The organism is Mycobacterium scrofulaceum (assembly GCF_001667885.1).
Classification (GTDB): domain Bacteria; phylum Actinomycetota; class Actinomycetes; order Mycobacteriales; family Mycobacteriaceae; genus Mycobacterium; species Mycobacterium scrofulaceum_C.
The window spans coordinates 29,553-42,346 of sequence record NZ_LZJW01000151.1 but is presented as its reverse complement, the minus strand read 5'-3'; the positions used below and the strand labels follow the sequence as shown (position 1 = coordinate 42,346).

The 12,794-nt window shown below is 67.0% G+C and carries 14 protein-coding genes; 2 read left to right on the top strand and 12 right to left on the bottom strand.

What is annotated here, in order from left to right; all coding sequences use genetic code 11:
* Nucleotides 1-24: 24 nt before the first annotated feature.
* Complete coding sequence (locus A5681_RS22075; protein WP_197498683.1) at nucleotides 25-417, bottom strand: ester cyclase; 393 nt, start codon at nucleotides 415-417, stop codon at nucleotides 25-27.
* A gap of 56 nt (nucleotides 418-473) precedes the next feature.
* Nucleotides 474-1,274: a hypothetical protein gene (locus A5681_RS22070; RefSeq protein WP_231996397.1), complete on the bottom strand. Its 801-nt coding sequence runs from the start codon at nucleotides 1,272-1,274 to the stop codon at nucleotides 474-476.
* Nucleotides 1,275-1,545: 271 nt separating this feature from the next.
* On the opposite strand from A5681_RS22070, the gene A5681_RS27245 reads away from it, so the two are divergent.
* Nucleotides 1,546-2,124, top strand: a complete 579-nt coding sequence (locus A5681_RS27245) for a hypothetical protein (RefSeq protein ID WP_156738097.1) — start codon at nucleotides 1,546-1,548, stop codon at nucleotides 2,122-2,124.
* Between the two features lie 5 nt (nucleotides 2,125-2,129).
* Here the strand turns inward: A5681_RS27245 and A5681_RS22065 are convergent, their stop codons facing one another.
* The 3 genes from A5681_RS22065 to A5681_RS22055 form a co-directional block, all read right to left on the bottom strand.
* Nucleotides 2,130-3,656: an adenylate/guanylate cyclase domain-containing protein gene (locus tag A5681_RS22065; protein ID WP_067280448.1), complete on the bottom strand. Its 1,527-nt coding sequence runs from the start codon at nucleotides 3,654-3,656 to the stop codon at nucleotides 2,130-2,132.
* Nucleotides 3,657-3,728: 72 nt separating this feature from the next.
* Entirely contained in the window at nucleotides 3,729-4,058 is a 330-nt protein-coding gene (locus A5681_RS22060; RefSeq protein ID WP_067280445.1) for a hypothetical protein, read from the bottom strand.
* Nucleotides 4,059-4,242: 184 nt separating this feature from the next.
* Nucleotides 4,243-5,445, bottom strand: coding sequence for a cytochrome P450 (locus tag A5681_RS22055; RefSeq protein WP_067280442.1), 1,203 nt, complete (start codon nucleotides 5,443-5,445; stop codon nucleotides 4,243-4,245).
* 298 nt (nucleotides 5,446-5,743) lie between these two features.
* On the opposite strand from A5681_RS22055, the gene A5681_RS22050 reads away from it, so the two are divergent.
* Nucleotides 5,744-6,415: a TetR/AcrR family transcriptional regulator gene (locus A5681_RS22050; RefSeq protein WP_067280439.1), complete on the top strand. Its 672-nt coding sequence runs from the start codon at nucleotides 5,744-5,746 to the stop codon at nucleotides 6,413-6,415.
* 421 nt (nucleotides 6,416-6,836) lie between these two features.
* Here the strand turns inward: A5681_RS22050 and groL are convergent, their stop codons facing one another.
* The 7 genes from groL to A5681_RS27880 form a co-directional block, all read right to left on the bottom strand.
* The gene (groL, locus tag A5681_RS22045; protein WP_067280437.1) at nucleotides 6,837-8,468 is read right to left on the bottom strand and encodes a chaperonin GroEL; all 1,632 of its coding nucleotides are present in this window, start codon (nucleotides 8,466-8,468) and stop codon (nucleotides 6,837-6,839) included.
* Between the two features lie 193 nt (nucleotides 8,469-8,661).
* Nucleotides 8,662-8,964: a co-chaperone GroES gene (groES, locus tag A5681_RS22040; RefSeq protein WP_007167930.1), complete on the bottom strand. Its 303-nt coding sequence runs from the start codon at nucleotides 8,962-8,964 to the stop codon at nucleotides 8,662-8,664.
* Between the two features lie 200 nt (nucleotides 8,965-9,164).
* Complete coding sequence (gene tsaD, locus A5681_RS22035) at nucleotides 9,165-10,190, bottom strand: tRNA (adenosine(37)-N6)-threonylcarbamoyltransferase complex transferase subunit TsaD (protein ID WP_067280435.1); 1,026 nt, start codon at nucleotides 10,188-10,190, stop codon at nucleotides 9,165-9,167.
* Complete coding sequence (gene rimI, locus A5681_RS22030) at nucleotides 10,187-10,657, bottom strand: ribosomal protein S18-alanine N-acetyltransferase (protein ID WP_067280432.1); 471 nt, start codon at nucleotides 10,655-10,657, stop codon at nucleotides 10,187-10,189. The genes tsaD and rimI overlap by 4 nt, the downstream gene beginning before the upstream one ends.
* Entirely contained in the window at nucleotides 10,654-11,277 is a 624-nt protein-coding gene (gene tsaB / locus A5681_RS22025) for a tRNA (adenosine(37)-N6)-threonylcarbamoyltransferase complex dimerization subunit type 1 TsaB (RefSeq protein ID WP_067280615.1), read from the bottom strand. The genes rimI and tsaB overlap by 4 nt, the downstream gene beginning before the upstream one ends.
* Complete coding sequence (gene tsaE, locus A5681_RS22020) at nucleotides 11,274-11,744, bottom strand: tRNA (adenosine(37)-N6)-threonylcarbamoyltransferase complex ATPase subunit type 1 TsaE (protein WP_067280429.1); 471 nt, start codon at nucleotides 11,742-11,744, stop codon at nucleotides 11,274-11,276. Before tsaE ends, tsaB begins: the two co-directional genes overlap by 4 nt.
* Nucleotides 11,737-12,789 carry an alpha/beta fold hydrolase gene (locus A5681_RS27880; RefSeq protein ID WP_197498682.1) on the bottom strand — a complete coding sequence of 351 codons (1,053 nt, stop codon included), beginning with the start codon at nucleotides 12,787-12,789 and terminating at the stop codon, nucleotides 11,737-11,739. The genes tsaE and A5681_RS27880 overlap by 8 nt, the downstream gene beginning before the upstream one ends.
* Nucleotides 12,790-12,794: the final 5 nt, after the last annotated feature.

Sequence of the window (12,794 nt, the reverse complement as noted above, 5' to 3'; positions counted from 1 at the left end):
GCAAACGCTTGTCGGTGCGACGCCTCAACTGATCTGCTTCATCAGCGCGGCCATGTCGACGAGGTCCCACACCTCCGCGAACTTGCCCTCCTCGATGCGGTACAGGGTGAACTCCGAAATGCTCACCCGTCGACCGGTCGCCTCGATCCCTTGGAACGTTCCCCGGTGGGTGCCGGTGACCTCGAAGTGCACCACGATGTTCTCCGCGTCGACGACGAAGTGCCGTATCTCCCAGTGCCAATCGGGGAACGCGGAGATCAGCGGTGCGAATTGCTCGGTAACCGAGGTCGGGTCCATCGGGACACCGTTGACCTTGATGGTCGGCGTGTAGAACGAGGCCATCGAATCGAAATCATGCTCGTTGCAGTGTGCGAGATAGGACTCGTATAAGGATCGGTAGTCGTCGGGCCGCGTCACCGCATCATGATCCACTGCCGACCGGTTCGGTGTACAGCCAGAACGCGTGGCCCGTTTTACCGGTGGGCGAACTCGGCGAGCTTGGCATCGACCGCCGCGGCATCAGGTTCCGCGTACATCTTCGGGTCGCGCTTTTTGACCCATACGAAGAACGGGCAGTTGGCTGCCGGACCGTCGACCGATCCCAGTTGTGCGATGCGCTTGCCGGTCTTCGCCTCGCGGAGTTCCAAGTCGTACTGCACGGCGTATAAGTCGACGGCGATGTGTTCGCCCGCGTCCGACTTGAGGTCACAGGTGCGTGACTTCGCCTCGGTTCCGGGTTTGCGGGTAAGGCAGCCAACAACATTCGTCGACTGGAAGTCGCCGTCAGTCGCCCGGTAATCGGCACGGGAATCGAGTGTGACTTGTCTCCAGTGCATGGATGCCAGTTCGCGCATCGGGTCCGGCTCGTCATACGGGGCGAACGCAACGATCTTGTAGGGCTTGCCGTACGTGGCGGCGTTGCTGATTGATCCGCGATCGCACACCACATCGAAGTCCGAGAGGGTGGTGGCTTTCTTGATTCCGCCGCGACCGTCGAGACCGTCGCGGGCCACGTCCCGGATCACGAAGAAACCGACCAACGCCGCCGGCACGAGAATGACGATCGCCGCGACCGTAAGCACAACGATCAGCGCGACGTTGGTCTTGCGCGGCGCGGGCGCCGGCGGCGGATACGGAGGGTACGGCGAGGGCCATTGCTGGGGGTACTGCGGCGGTTGCGGTGGCCATTGCTGCGGATAAGTCACGCTCGCGCCCCCCACGTCATGATGCGGCCAGCTTAGCAATCGGCGCGGTCCCACGGGACGTTTGCCCACCGCCGCGCCTCGCACGTGGGGCGGCAAACCGCCCCGCCGAGCGGCCGCGGGACGAGCGGCTTCGAATTCAGCAGAAATGAGATATCGGAACGCCGAGCAGTACTACGGTGCAATTCGGGGCCTGACAGCCAGCCGCAGCTTCAATTCTGGTGGTGAGCACATTGTCATCGAGGGTGCAAACTCAGCGCTATGCCGCGGACACAGCCGCGATTCACACGGCTCGCGAGTATCGCAAGGGACGCGCGGCGGTCGAAGCGAGGAAGCGCTCGCAATGAAAGACCTCCTGACTAAAGCGGTCAAAGTCCTTGTGGCACCAGGGGTTACGCTATTTGCAACCCTCAATGCCCCCACAGCATGGGCCGGGCCGGGCGGCAACATCCCTGGTCCAGGAGTGTGCGACTATCCCGGTGTCGGCGGCAGCACTTTCGAGGCGGGGGCCACGACGTACTATTGCGACTTCCCGATCGAGGAGAACAGCACCCACTGGCACTGCGAATATGGTGGGTGGAACATGGGTGGCCCGGGCGGCAACTCCATCATCGGTGGAACTTTCATGGGTTTCGGGTTGACCATTCCGGCAGGCGATTTCGGAGGCGCATCCGGTGGTTGCTCATGGCGCTGGCCGGATAACACGATCGGCCCGGCACCGAACCCACCGGGCGCGTGGAGAAACTACCTGGTGCCCAAGCCGCCACCGCCCGAACACCGGGCACACCCAGTTGCGGCGGGTGAGCCAGACGCCGGACCGCCGCCAGTCGAGAGTCCTAATGGCGGCGAGGAGCCGCAGACACCGGCCTACACCAACCCGGCGTTCCCGAACCCCGGCAGGACGCAGAACCCGCCGAGTTAATGAATTCAGCCGGGGCGAGGCGAACGAAGGTCGGCGGTGCCGAACCCGAAGACCCGCGTGGCGGCCGACTTGCCCTTCAGGGCGTGTGCTCCACGGTCGGTCAGCCCCGGCGGTCGCGAAGCCAGGGCGTCGACGGTCTGCTCGGTGAGCAGGATCGCATCACCGGTCGTCTTGGTGAGCTGCTCCACGCGGGCGGCGACGTTGACCGTGTCGCCGATCAGAGTGAACTCCAGCTTGCCTCCCCCGCCGATGGTGCCGGCGATCACCACACCGGTGTTGACGCCGATGCCGATTCGCAGCTCGCTCAACCGTTCTGAGACCAGTCGGTGAACCAGGACCGCCGCGCCGACGGCCGCGTCGGCATGGTCGGCAAGGTCGTTGGGGGCGTTGAATACTGCCAGCGCGCCGTCGCCGAGGAACTTGTTCACGTGCCCCCCGGCATCGACGACGGCCGGCACGACGATCTCGAACAACGCGTTGAGGCGCGCGACCGTGTCCTCGGCGGTGTGCGCCTCGGCGAAGGGGGTGAAGTCGCGGATGTCGACAAACATCACCGTCACCTCGCGGCGCTCCCCGGTGAACACATCGTCGCCCTGCTCGAGCAATCGCGCCGCCAAGGATGGGTCGACGTAGGTCGCAAACGCGGCGTGAAGTCGTTGCCGCTCGGCCAAACCCGCCTGCATGCGGTTGAACGACCCCGCCAGCGCGCCTAGGTCGTCGTCTTGAAACACCGGCAGCCGTCGCGAGTAGTCGCCGGCCGCAACACGTTTGGTGCCTTCGGCAAGGTCCCGAATTGGCTGCAGGGACGGCGAGAACACACTGATGACGGTGATCGGGACGGCGAAGCCCACAGTCAGCACGCAGCCGATGCACATCCACAGCAGGGGTGATTGCCGGGACCGATCGAACTCACCCGCCACCATCGCGCCCGCCATCGAGAAACCGAACGCGACCGCGAGGATGGCCAGGTTGGACCACGCGGCGAAGCTGGGCCGCGACCGGGGCAGGGAGTCACCGATGCCGGAGTCGCCTCCGATCGCGGTCCGCACCGGTCGCATCGGCCCTTCCGGCACACTGTGCACGCCGATCAGGTGTGAAACGGCCCCGATAATGGCGCCCAGGACCGCATACTCGGCCAGCCGCGGTCCGGCCGCGCCGACAATGACAGCGACGACGCCCGACAGCACGGCGCCGCACGCGGTGACGACCGCCAACCCTCGGGCGACGGCACGGCGCGACCAGGTGTAGGTCGCCTCTAGTGCCGCCCCGGGATCCACCGCCTCACCCGCTGCCCACCGCTCGACGAGCCGCCATGCGCCCCGGCCGGGCAGCACAATCCCGTACGCCAACACCAACATCGCGACGGCGGTGGCCGCCACCGCTTCGAGATAACGATCCGATTTCTCGAAAGCCACCATGGCACAAGACAAGAAAAGATATATCGGCGACGGCACCAGGACGGAGACGCCACAGACCACCCACGAGTACCGTGCGCCAAACCGATCCCACGCCCACTGCGCGAAGCGATCCATGGCGCGAGATTAGACGCCCATCGCGGCCCAGCGACGAAAACGCCCCGGCCGGATGCCAGGGCGCTTCGGCTTTTAGGGGCACATGAAGCTGATCGGCGGGCAATGCCTGATGGTGATCGCCTCGATCGGCGGGTTGTCGCCGTCCCAGATCGAGGTCGGCCGGCCCTGCATGGTGACATTGCCCATCCCGTACTGGGTCGGGTACCAGGTGTGGCAGACATTCCAGTCCCAGTCGATGTACTGGTTCACGACGTAGGGCATCTGCTTCGGGTCGCCGGGGCACCAGCGGTGCGGTTCCATCGTGTCCGCGTGCGCGGTGCCCACGCCCCACCCGGTCAGCGCGGCACCCCCCGCCAGCAGTGCGGCGGCGATGATTCTCTTCGTCACGTCGGCAAGCAGCATGATGGCCGTCCTCTCTGGCGCATTCGTGGCAACCAGTGCACAAGCCCCACCTGGCTACCGATCCCAACAAACCGAATGCGAGGAATCAATACCTCTAGGCGCACGTCCACACCGGTGTGCTGTCACGCAATTGCTGCGGTTCGACAACGTGGAGATCGCCGTCCCCGGAACCGATGCGTCTGAGCTAGATGAACGCGGGCATCGATTCCCAGCCTCGGACAGCCGACGCCGATGACAGGTGTGCGTTCTGGATGTCGATGTCCCATTCGGGGAAGCGCTTGAGGATTTCCTCGAGCGCGATTCGTGCCTCCAGCCTGGCGAGTGCCGCTCCTAGGCAGAAGTGCGCTCCCACGCTGAATGCCAGGTGCTGACGCGGCTGGCGATGGATGTCGAATCGGTCTCCGTCAGGCGGGAATTGGCGATGATCGCGGCAAGCTGATGCGATCAGCGGCATCATGACGCTGCCTTCGGGCACCGTATGGCCGTACCACTCGGTATCACGGGTGACGTAGCGGGCGAGGTGCGGTACCGGGGATTCGTAGCGCAGCAGTTCCTCGATCGTCTGTGGAATCAACCGATGATCGGCGGCGATTTCGCGACGCTGGTCGGGATGGTCGGCGAGAACTTTTCCGGCCCAGCCGAGGAGCCGGGTGGTGGTCTCGTTGCCTGCGGAGGCGACGAGGCCGATATAGAGCAGGATTTCGTCGCGGGTCAGGGTTCGGCGGACTCCTGTCTCGTCGTCGAATTCGACGTTGAGGAGTTCAGTCGTGATGTCGTCGGAGGGGTGTTCGGCGCGCCAGTCGAGGTAGGCGGCGAACACCTCGTCGTAGTTGTTGATGCCCTCCGAGGCCAGGCTCATGGGTTGGCCGGCCTCGGTGAGCAACGAGGCATTCGAGCGTTCCCGAACACGTTCTTGGTCGCCTTCGGGGATGCCGACCAGCATTCCGATGACTCTCATCGGCATCTGAGCGCCGAGATCGGCGATGAAATCGAAACGTCCGGTGCCGACGACAGGGTCGAGACATTGTGCGCAAAACGCGCGAATCTTGTCCTCGAGCTCGGCGATCTTGCGGGGGGTGAACATCCGCGCGAGCAATTTGCGGTGGATGTCATGGATCGGTGGGTCTTCGAAAACGATGATGCCGGGCGGTATCTCGATGTTGGCCTTGATCACTTCGAGGATCATTCCGCGGGCTGAACTGAACGTGCCGGTGTCGACAAGCGCACGACTCACGTCCTGGAAACGACTGAGCGCATAGAAATCGTATTGCTCGTTGTAGTACAGCGGCGACTCCTCGCGCAGCCGCCGGAACACTGGGTAGGGATCGGCCAGAAGTTCCACATCGTAGGGGTCGTACCGAATGTCGTTGACCTCAGTTACGGTCATGGGCCGCCTCCTGGTGCAGTGGAACCTGCCGCGATTCCTTGATGTATCACAGCAGACCTAGCGGGAGCTGACAAGACAAATCAGAGCAGAATGTCGCGTCATCGTTGACGGTTGCGGATTCGCATGGTGTGGTGAAGAGGAACTCTGGCGCAGCAGTCGCGCACTTGTTCTTGAGATCTCGTACGAACTGACGCGTGTGAACCGGCAAGATATCGTTGACCTCAACCCCAGTTCGCGATACTTCTAGCTACAGATTGTCACGTCATACCGAACAGGAGCACGATGATGGGCCTTACCCGTGCGTAGCCATGGATGGTCGGGCCACACGCCGGCCTCCGATGAGGAGGCCGTCAACCGGATTCTGGACGCGGTTGACTCCTTGGTTGCCGAAGGCGGATCGGCCATCCGCGTCAGCGACGTGGCTCGCGTTCTGGGAGTGAGCCGCCAGACCATCTACCGTTACTTCCCCGGCGCCGAAGCGCTCGTGGTCGGCAGCCAGATGCGTTCGGCCAACGGCTTTCTCGATCGTCTAGCCGATCACCTGCGTGGGTGGACAAATCCGGCCGCCGCCGTCGTCGAGGGCGTGGCATTCGCGGCCGAGGAGTTCGCCGACGACCCGCTGATGGCGCGCGTCCTAGACGCACGGTTACCGGGCGGCACGTCGGCCTCGTTCACCGCCGGTGCGGCATTTGGACTGGGACGAGAAATGTTCCGACGATATGACGTCGACTGGGCCGCCCATGGCTTCGACCACGCTGCGATCGACGACCTCATCGAACTCGCCGTACGCACACTCCAGTCGGTTCTGGTCGATCCTCCCGAGCGGCCACTCGACCCGGCGGCACTCCGGAGTCTCCTGGGCAGATGGCTTGGACCGGCCGTCCTCTACCACCAGCTGACCCGCGACATCGATGCACTAACCGCTCTCACGCATGCTTCCAGCGCCCGCGGATCAGCCAAACTGGCGTGACCAGAGCGCATCCCGCCACCCGGACGTACCAAACGCCGACCCGCTACGCTGCTGCCTGTACGCACCGATGAACGGCTCTCGTTCACCCTGGACCAGTTCGCGTGGTCCGGCCATGTTTGTCCAGATCGGAAACGCAATGCCAACGGCGACCGCGGCCATCACCCACGTGTATCGCGTGGCGTACCGAGCCCATGCCCACTGCAACAAGCGCTCCATGGCGCGAGATTTGACGCAAATCACCTCACGGAAACGCCCCGCCAGATGACCGTATCCGTGGTGCGGGCCGTAAGCCAACCGCGACACTTAAACCACGCACACGACACGCCGAGACTGGTGTGCGTAGGTTAAGTCTCGAGTAGCAAGCTCATCGCCGACGCAAAACGCCCCCGACCATCAGGCCGGGGGCGTTTCGCTTCGCTAACTAGTGGTGATGGTGATGTCCGTGGCCGTGGCCGTGACCGTGGTCATCGTGTTCGTCGGCGGGCTTGTCGACGATGGCCGTCTCCGTGGTGAGCACCATGCGCGCCACCGACGCCGCGTTGACCACCGCCGACCGGGTCACCTTGACTGGGTCGATCACGCCCTCGCCGACCAGGTCCCCGTAGGTGAGCTTGTCCGCGTTGAGCCCGTGCCCGGGCGGCAATTCGCTGACCTTGCTCACCGCCACCGCGCCGTCCAGGCCGGCGTTGGTGGCGATCCAGTACAGCGGCGCCGCCAGCGCCTCGGCGAACACGTCGACGCCCGTGGCCTGATCGCCGGACAGCGATCCGCGCAGCTCCTTCAGCGCGTCGCGCGCCGCGATGAGCGCCGACCCGCCGCCGGCGACGATGCCCTCCTCGACGGCCGCCTTGGCCGCGGCGACGGCATCCTCGACGCTTTCCTTGCGTTCCTTGAGCGCCGTCTCGGTGGCGGCACCCACCTTGATGACCGCCACGCCGCCGGCCAGCTTGGCCAGCCGCTCCTGCAGCTTCTCGCGGTCCCAGTCGGAGTCACTCGCCTCGATCTCGGCGCGCAGTTGCTTGATGCGCGCGTCGACCGCGTCCTTGGAACCGCCGCCGTCGACGATGATGGTGTCGTCCTTGCTGACCACCACGCGACGGGCCGAGCCCAGCACGTCGGTGCCGACCTCACGCAGCAGCAGGCCGGCGTCGGGGTTGATCACTTGCCCGCCGGTGACCACCGCGAGGTCCTCGAGGAAGGCCTTGCGCCGGTCGCCGAAGAACGGCGCCTTGACCGCAACCGCCTTGAGCGTCTTGCGAATCGAGTTGACCACCAGGGTGGCCAGGGCCTCGCCCTCGATGTCCTCGGCGATGATCAGCAGCGGCTTGCCCGACTCGGCGACCTTCTCCAGCATGGGCAGCAGGTCGGGCAGCGAGCTGATCTTCTCCTGGTGCAGCAGGATCAGCGGGTCGTCCAGCACGGCTTCCTGCGCGTCGAAGTCGGTGACGAAATATGCCGACAGGAAACCCTTGTCGAAGCCGACGCCCTCGGTGAACTCCAACTCGGTGTTCAGTGTCGAGGACTCTTCGACGCTGACCACGCCGTCGGTGCCGACCTTGCTCATCGCCTCGCCGACCAGCTCGCCGAGCTGCTCGTCACGCGACGACACCGTCGCCACCTGCGCGATGGCGTCCTTGCCGGACACGGGGGTGGCCGCGGCGAGCAGCGCCTCGGACGCCGCGTCGGCCGCCTTCGAAATTCCGATGCCGAGCTCGATCGGGTTGGCACCGGCCGCAACCAGGCGCAGGCCGCCCTTGACCAGCGCCTGCGCCAGCACGGTCGCGGTGGTGGTGCCGTCGCCCGCCACGTCGTTGGTCTTGGTCGCCACCGACTTGACCAGCTGGGCGCCCAGGTTCTCGAACGGGTCTTCCAGCTCGATCTCACGCGCGACGGTCACGCCGTCGTTGGTGACCGCGGGCCCGCCAAAGGCCTTGGCCAGCACCACATGCCGACCGCGCGGACCCAGGGTCACCCGGACCGCGTCGGCGAGCGCGTTGACACCGGCCTCGATCGCGCGGCGCGCGGTCTCGTCGTATTCAATAACCTTGCTCATCAGGCTCCTCGTTTGAATGGTGGCGACCCGCTTCGCCCGGCTCCGCCGCGCTTGCGATCACCACGACGTTCAAATGGTGGCGACCCGCTTCGTCCGGCTCCGCCGCGCTTGCGATCACCACGACGTTCAAATGGTGCCGCCCCGGAAATCACCCGCGGCCATGCGCGGGGATCGCCGGGGCGGGCCACGGTGCTTACTTCGATACGACGGCCAGCACGTCGCGCGCCGACAGGATCAGGTACTCCTCGCCGTTGTACTTGATCTCGGTGCCGCCGTACTTGCTGTAGATGACGGTGTCGCCTTCTGAGACGTCGAGCGGAATCCGCTTCTCGCCGTCCTCGTCCCAGCGGCCGGGACCGACTGCGACAACGGTGCCTTCCTGCGGCTTCTCCTTGGCGGTGTCAGGAATGACCAGACCGGACGCGGTCGTGGTCTCGGCCTCGTTGGCCTGCACGAGAATCTTGTCCTCGAGTGGCTTGATGTTCACCTTCGCCACGATTGGAGCCTCCACTAGTTAGATCGGGTCCGGGGCGGGGTGCCCCGGAGTTATCAAGGGATTCGGCAGTCGTCCGTGCCCGAGCGCCGTCGTCGCGGGTGCCGGCACAGGGTTTGGCCGATTGCCACCTAGCACTCTATACACGAGAGTGCTAGCACTCAAGGGCGCCCCGCTGCGTACCGGGTATTCGCTGTAAGCGATCACCTCACCTGGGCTTTTATCACCGGCAGGCCCGGGTCGGTGGGCGCGTCCAGCGGTGATTGCGGCGCCCCGGCGGCCACCAGGTGCGCGGCGAAGGAGGCGATCATGGCCCCGTTGTCGGTGCAGAGCCGGGGGCGAGGGATCCGCAGCGTCAGCCCGGCCGCCGCGCACCGCTGCTCTGCCAGCTCTCGCAGCCGCGAGTTGGCGGCCACTCCCCCGGCGATCAGCAGGGTCGAGACGCCGAGCCCCGTCGCCGCGCGCACCGCCTTCATGGTCAGCACGTCGGCGACGGCCTCCTGGAACCCCGCGGCGACGTCCGCGTTCACCGCGTCCGGGTGGCTCTCCAGGTAACGGGCGACGGCCGTCTTGAGCCCCGAGAAGCTGAAGGCATACGGGTCGTCACGCGGTCCCGTCATGCCGCGCGGGAAGGTGACGGCGTCGCGATCGCCGGTGCGAGCCAGGTCGTCGAGCACCTTCCCGCCCGGGTAGCCCAAGCCCAGCAGACGGGCCACCTTGTCGTAGGCCTCGCCGGCGGCGTCGTCGACGGTGCTGCCCAGCTCGACGATCGGTTCGCCGAGGGAACGCACGTGCAGCAGGTGGGTGTGCCCGCCGGACACCAGCAGCGCCACGCACTCGGGCAGCGGGCCGTGCTCGTAGACGTCGGCGGCCAGGTGCCCGCCCAGGTGGTTGACGGCGTAGAACGGCACGCCCCACGCGGCCGAATACGCCTTGGCCGCAGCGACTCCCACGAGCAGCGCGCCGGCCAGGCCGGGCCCGATCGTGGCGGCGACGATGTCGGGTTTCGTCACGCCGGCCGCTTGAAGGGCGCGGCGCATGGCGGGACCGAGCGCCTCCAGGTGGGCCCGCGACGCGATCTCGGGGACCACCCCGCCGAACCGGACGTGCTCGTCGACGCTGGACGCCACCTCGTCGGCCAGCAGCGTCACGGTGCCGTCGGAGTCGAGGCCCGCGATGCCGACTCCCGTTTCGTCGCAAGAGGTTTCGATGGCCAGGATGGTCTTCACGGGCGGGCCTCCCGCCGCATCGTGTAGGCGTCGGCGCCGCTGGCGCGGTAGTAGCGCCGACGCAGGCCGATCTGTTCGAATCCCACGCTGCGGTACAGCCCGATGGCCGCCTCGTTGTCGGTGCGCACCTCGAGGAAGACGACGCCCCCGTCGGCGAAGACCAGGAGCTGCTCGAGCAACCGGCGGCCGATCCCCTGCCCCTGATACGCGGGGTCCACGCCGATGGTGTGGACCTCGTACTCGAACGGCGGGGTCCGGCCCAGCCGCGAGATTCCGGCGTACCCGACCAGGGTGCCGGCGGCGCGCGCGCCCACGTAATGGTTGTGCGGGCTGGCCAGTTCCCGGTTGAAGGCCGCCGCGGGCCACGGGTCGTCGCCGTCGAACAGCTGCCGTTCGAGCTCGGCGCAGCGCGCCGCGTCGGCGGGGGTCAGCGCGCCGAGCGTCACGGGCTCGCGGGTGGCGGTCATTGCCGCGCCGCCATCGGCTTGGCGTCCGGGCGGCGAAGGTACAGCGCCACCAACGGCAGCGGGCGCTGCGACCAGTCGGGCACCGCGGCGACGAGGCCTGCCGGCGTCGGGCAGACCGGTCCGCGATGCGGCAGGCCGAACAGTGACGCGTGCTCCTTGGAGCCGGCCACCGCCTGCGCCGCGCCCGGGTCGACGTCGGCCGGGGCGTTCACCCCCGGCCCTTCCATGCGAAACCCGTCGCGGTAACGGGCCCAATAGATTTCGCGCCGGCGGGCATCGGTGACCACCAGCGTCTCGCCGGTGGTACGCACCCCGATGGCGTCCAGGCTGCACACGCCGCGCACCGGGATGCCCAACGCGTGCCCGTAGGCGGCGGCGGTTGCCATTCCGGCCCGCAGGCCGGTGAACGGCCCTGGGCCGCAGCCCACGACGACGGCCTCGAGGTCGCCCATCGTCAGCCCCGCGTCGGCGAGGGCCGCCACCACGTTCGGGGTGAGCCGCTCGGCGTGCGCGCGGGCGTCGACGGTGACCCGCTCGGCCAGCACGGTCAGGTCGTCGCGCCGCACGATCCCGGCCGTCACGGCCGGAGTCGCGGTGTCGAGGGCCAGAACGATGCTCACGACCGAACCCACTGCCACGACGCGATCCGCACGTCCGATCCGCTGAGGCGTTCCAGACGAATGTCGAGGTGCCGCTCGGCGAGGCGTTCGACGATGCCCTCGCCCCACTCCACGACCACCACCGCGTCGTCGAGATCGGTGTCGAGGTCGAGCGAGTCGAGCTCCCCGAGCAGGTCGGCGCCGTCTTGATCCAAAAGCCGGTACATGTCGACATGAATCATCGTCGGTGCCCCGGGGCGGCGCGGCGGGTGCACCCGTGCCAGCACGTACGACGGCGAGGTGACCGGTCCATCGACGTCCATCGCCGCGGCAATCCCCTTGGCCAGCACGGTCTTTCCCGCACCGAGCGGGCCGGTTAGCACCACGACGTCGCCCGCACGAAGCTGCTCTCCGAGCCGCGACCCCAGGGCGACGGTGTCCTCGACGCGTTCGAGGGTGGCCGTACCCTCCCCTTCGGGCCTACCCACGGCGCCGCAGCCTTTCCCGCATCCACCGGGTCGCCAGGGCGGCCCGGCCCGGGGTGGCCCGCTTGACCAGCCGGATCAGCCCGTCGTTGATCGCCTCGGGCTTGTCCAGCAGCGCGAGATGGCTGGCCCCGCGAACGATGACCAGCTCGGATTGCGGCAGCGAGGCCGCCATTTTCCGCGAGTACTCGTCCGGCGTCAGCAGGTCGTGGTCACCGCAGGCGATCAGCGTGGGGATGCGCAACAGGGTCCACAGGCCGGCGGTCTCGTCGTGGGCTTCGAGGGCGTCCAGGAACTCGACCATGGTCGGGATCGGTGTGCCGTTCATCATTCGCTGCGAGAAGGCGTCCAGGCTGCGGCTGACGTGCAGGTCGCTGTAGGAGGCGGCCCGCAGGACCGGGCCGATCAGCGAGCGCGACACGCTGCGACCGCGGTGCATCAACTTGGGCGCCGATCGCGCGGTGAACCGAAACGCTTCCAGCGCGGGGTTTTTCAGGATCTCCCCCAGCGGGGACCTCGCGACACCTTCGGCCGCTGAGGAAATCAACGCGGCGCCGACGATCCGGCGCCCGTACTGGTCGGGGAATTGGCGGGCGTGCGACAACACCGTCATGCCGCCCATGGAGTGGCCGACCAGCACGATCATCCCGCGCGGGGCCACCACCTTCAGGACGCTTTCCAGGTCCTTGCCGAGTTGGGTCAGCGTGTAGCTCTCGGGCGGGGCTTCGTCGGACTGCCCGTGCCCGCGCTGGTCGTAGAACACCATCCGGACGCCGGGGCCCAGGTGCTCGGGCAGGCGCGTGCGCTGGAAATGAAAGGCGCCCATCCGCAGGCAGAATCCGTGCACGAAGACCATGGTGAGCGGGGCGTCCGCGGGGCCGGCCTCGCGTATCGCCAACGACACCCCGTCCGGGGTGGTGACCACCGAGCGGCGGTCGTCATCGATCCTGCCGAAATCCTCGTCGGCGTAAGGGTCTTCGACGCCACGGGCGCGCTGCACCATCGACCGGCGGGCAGAGGCTCCGACGATCGTGGCGAGGGCCGTCACCCCCG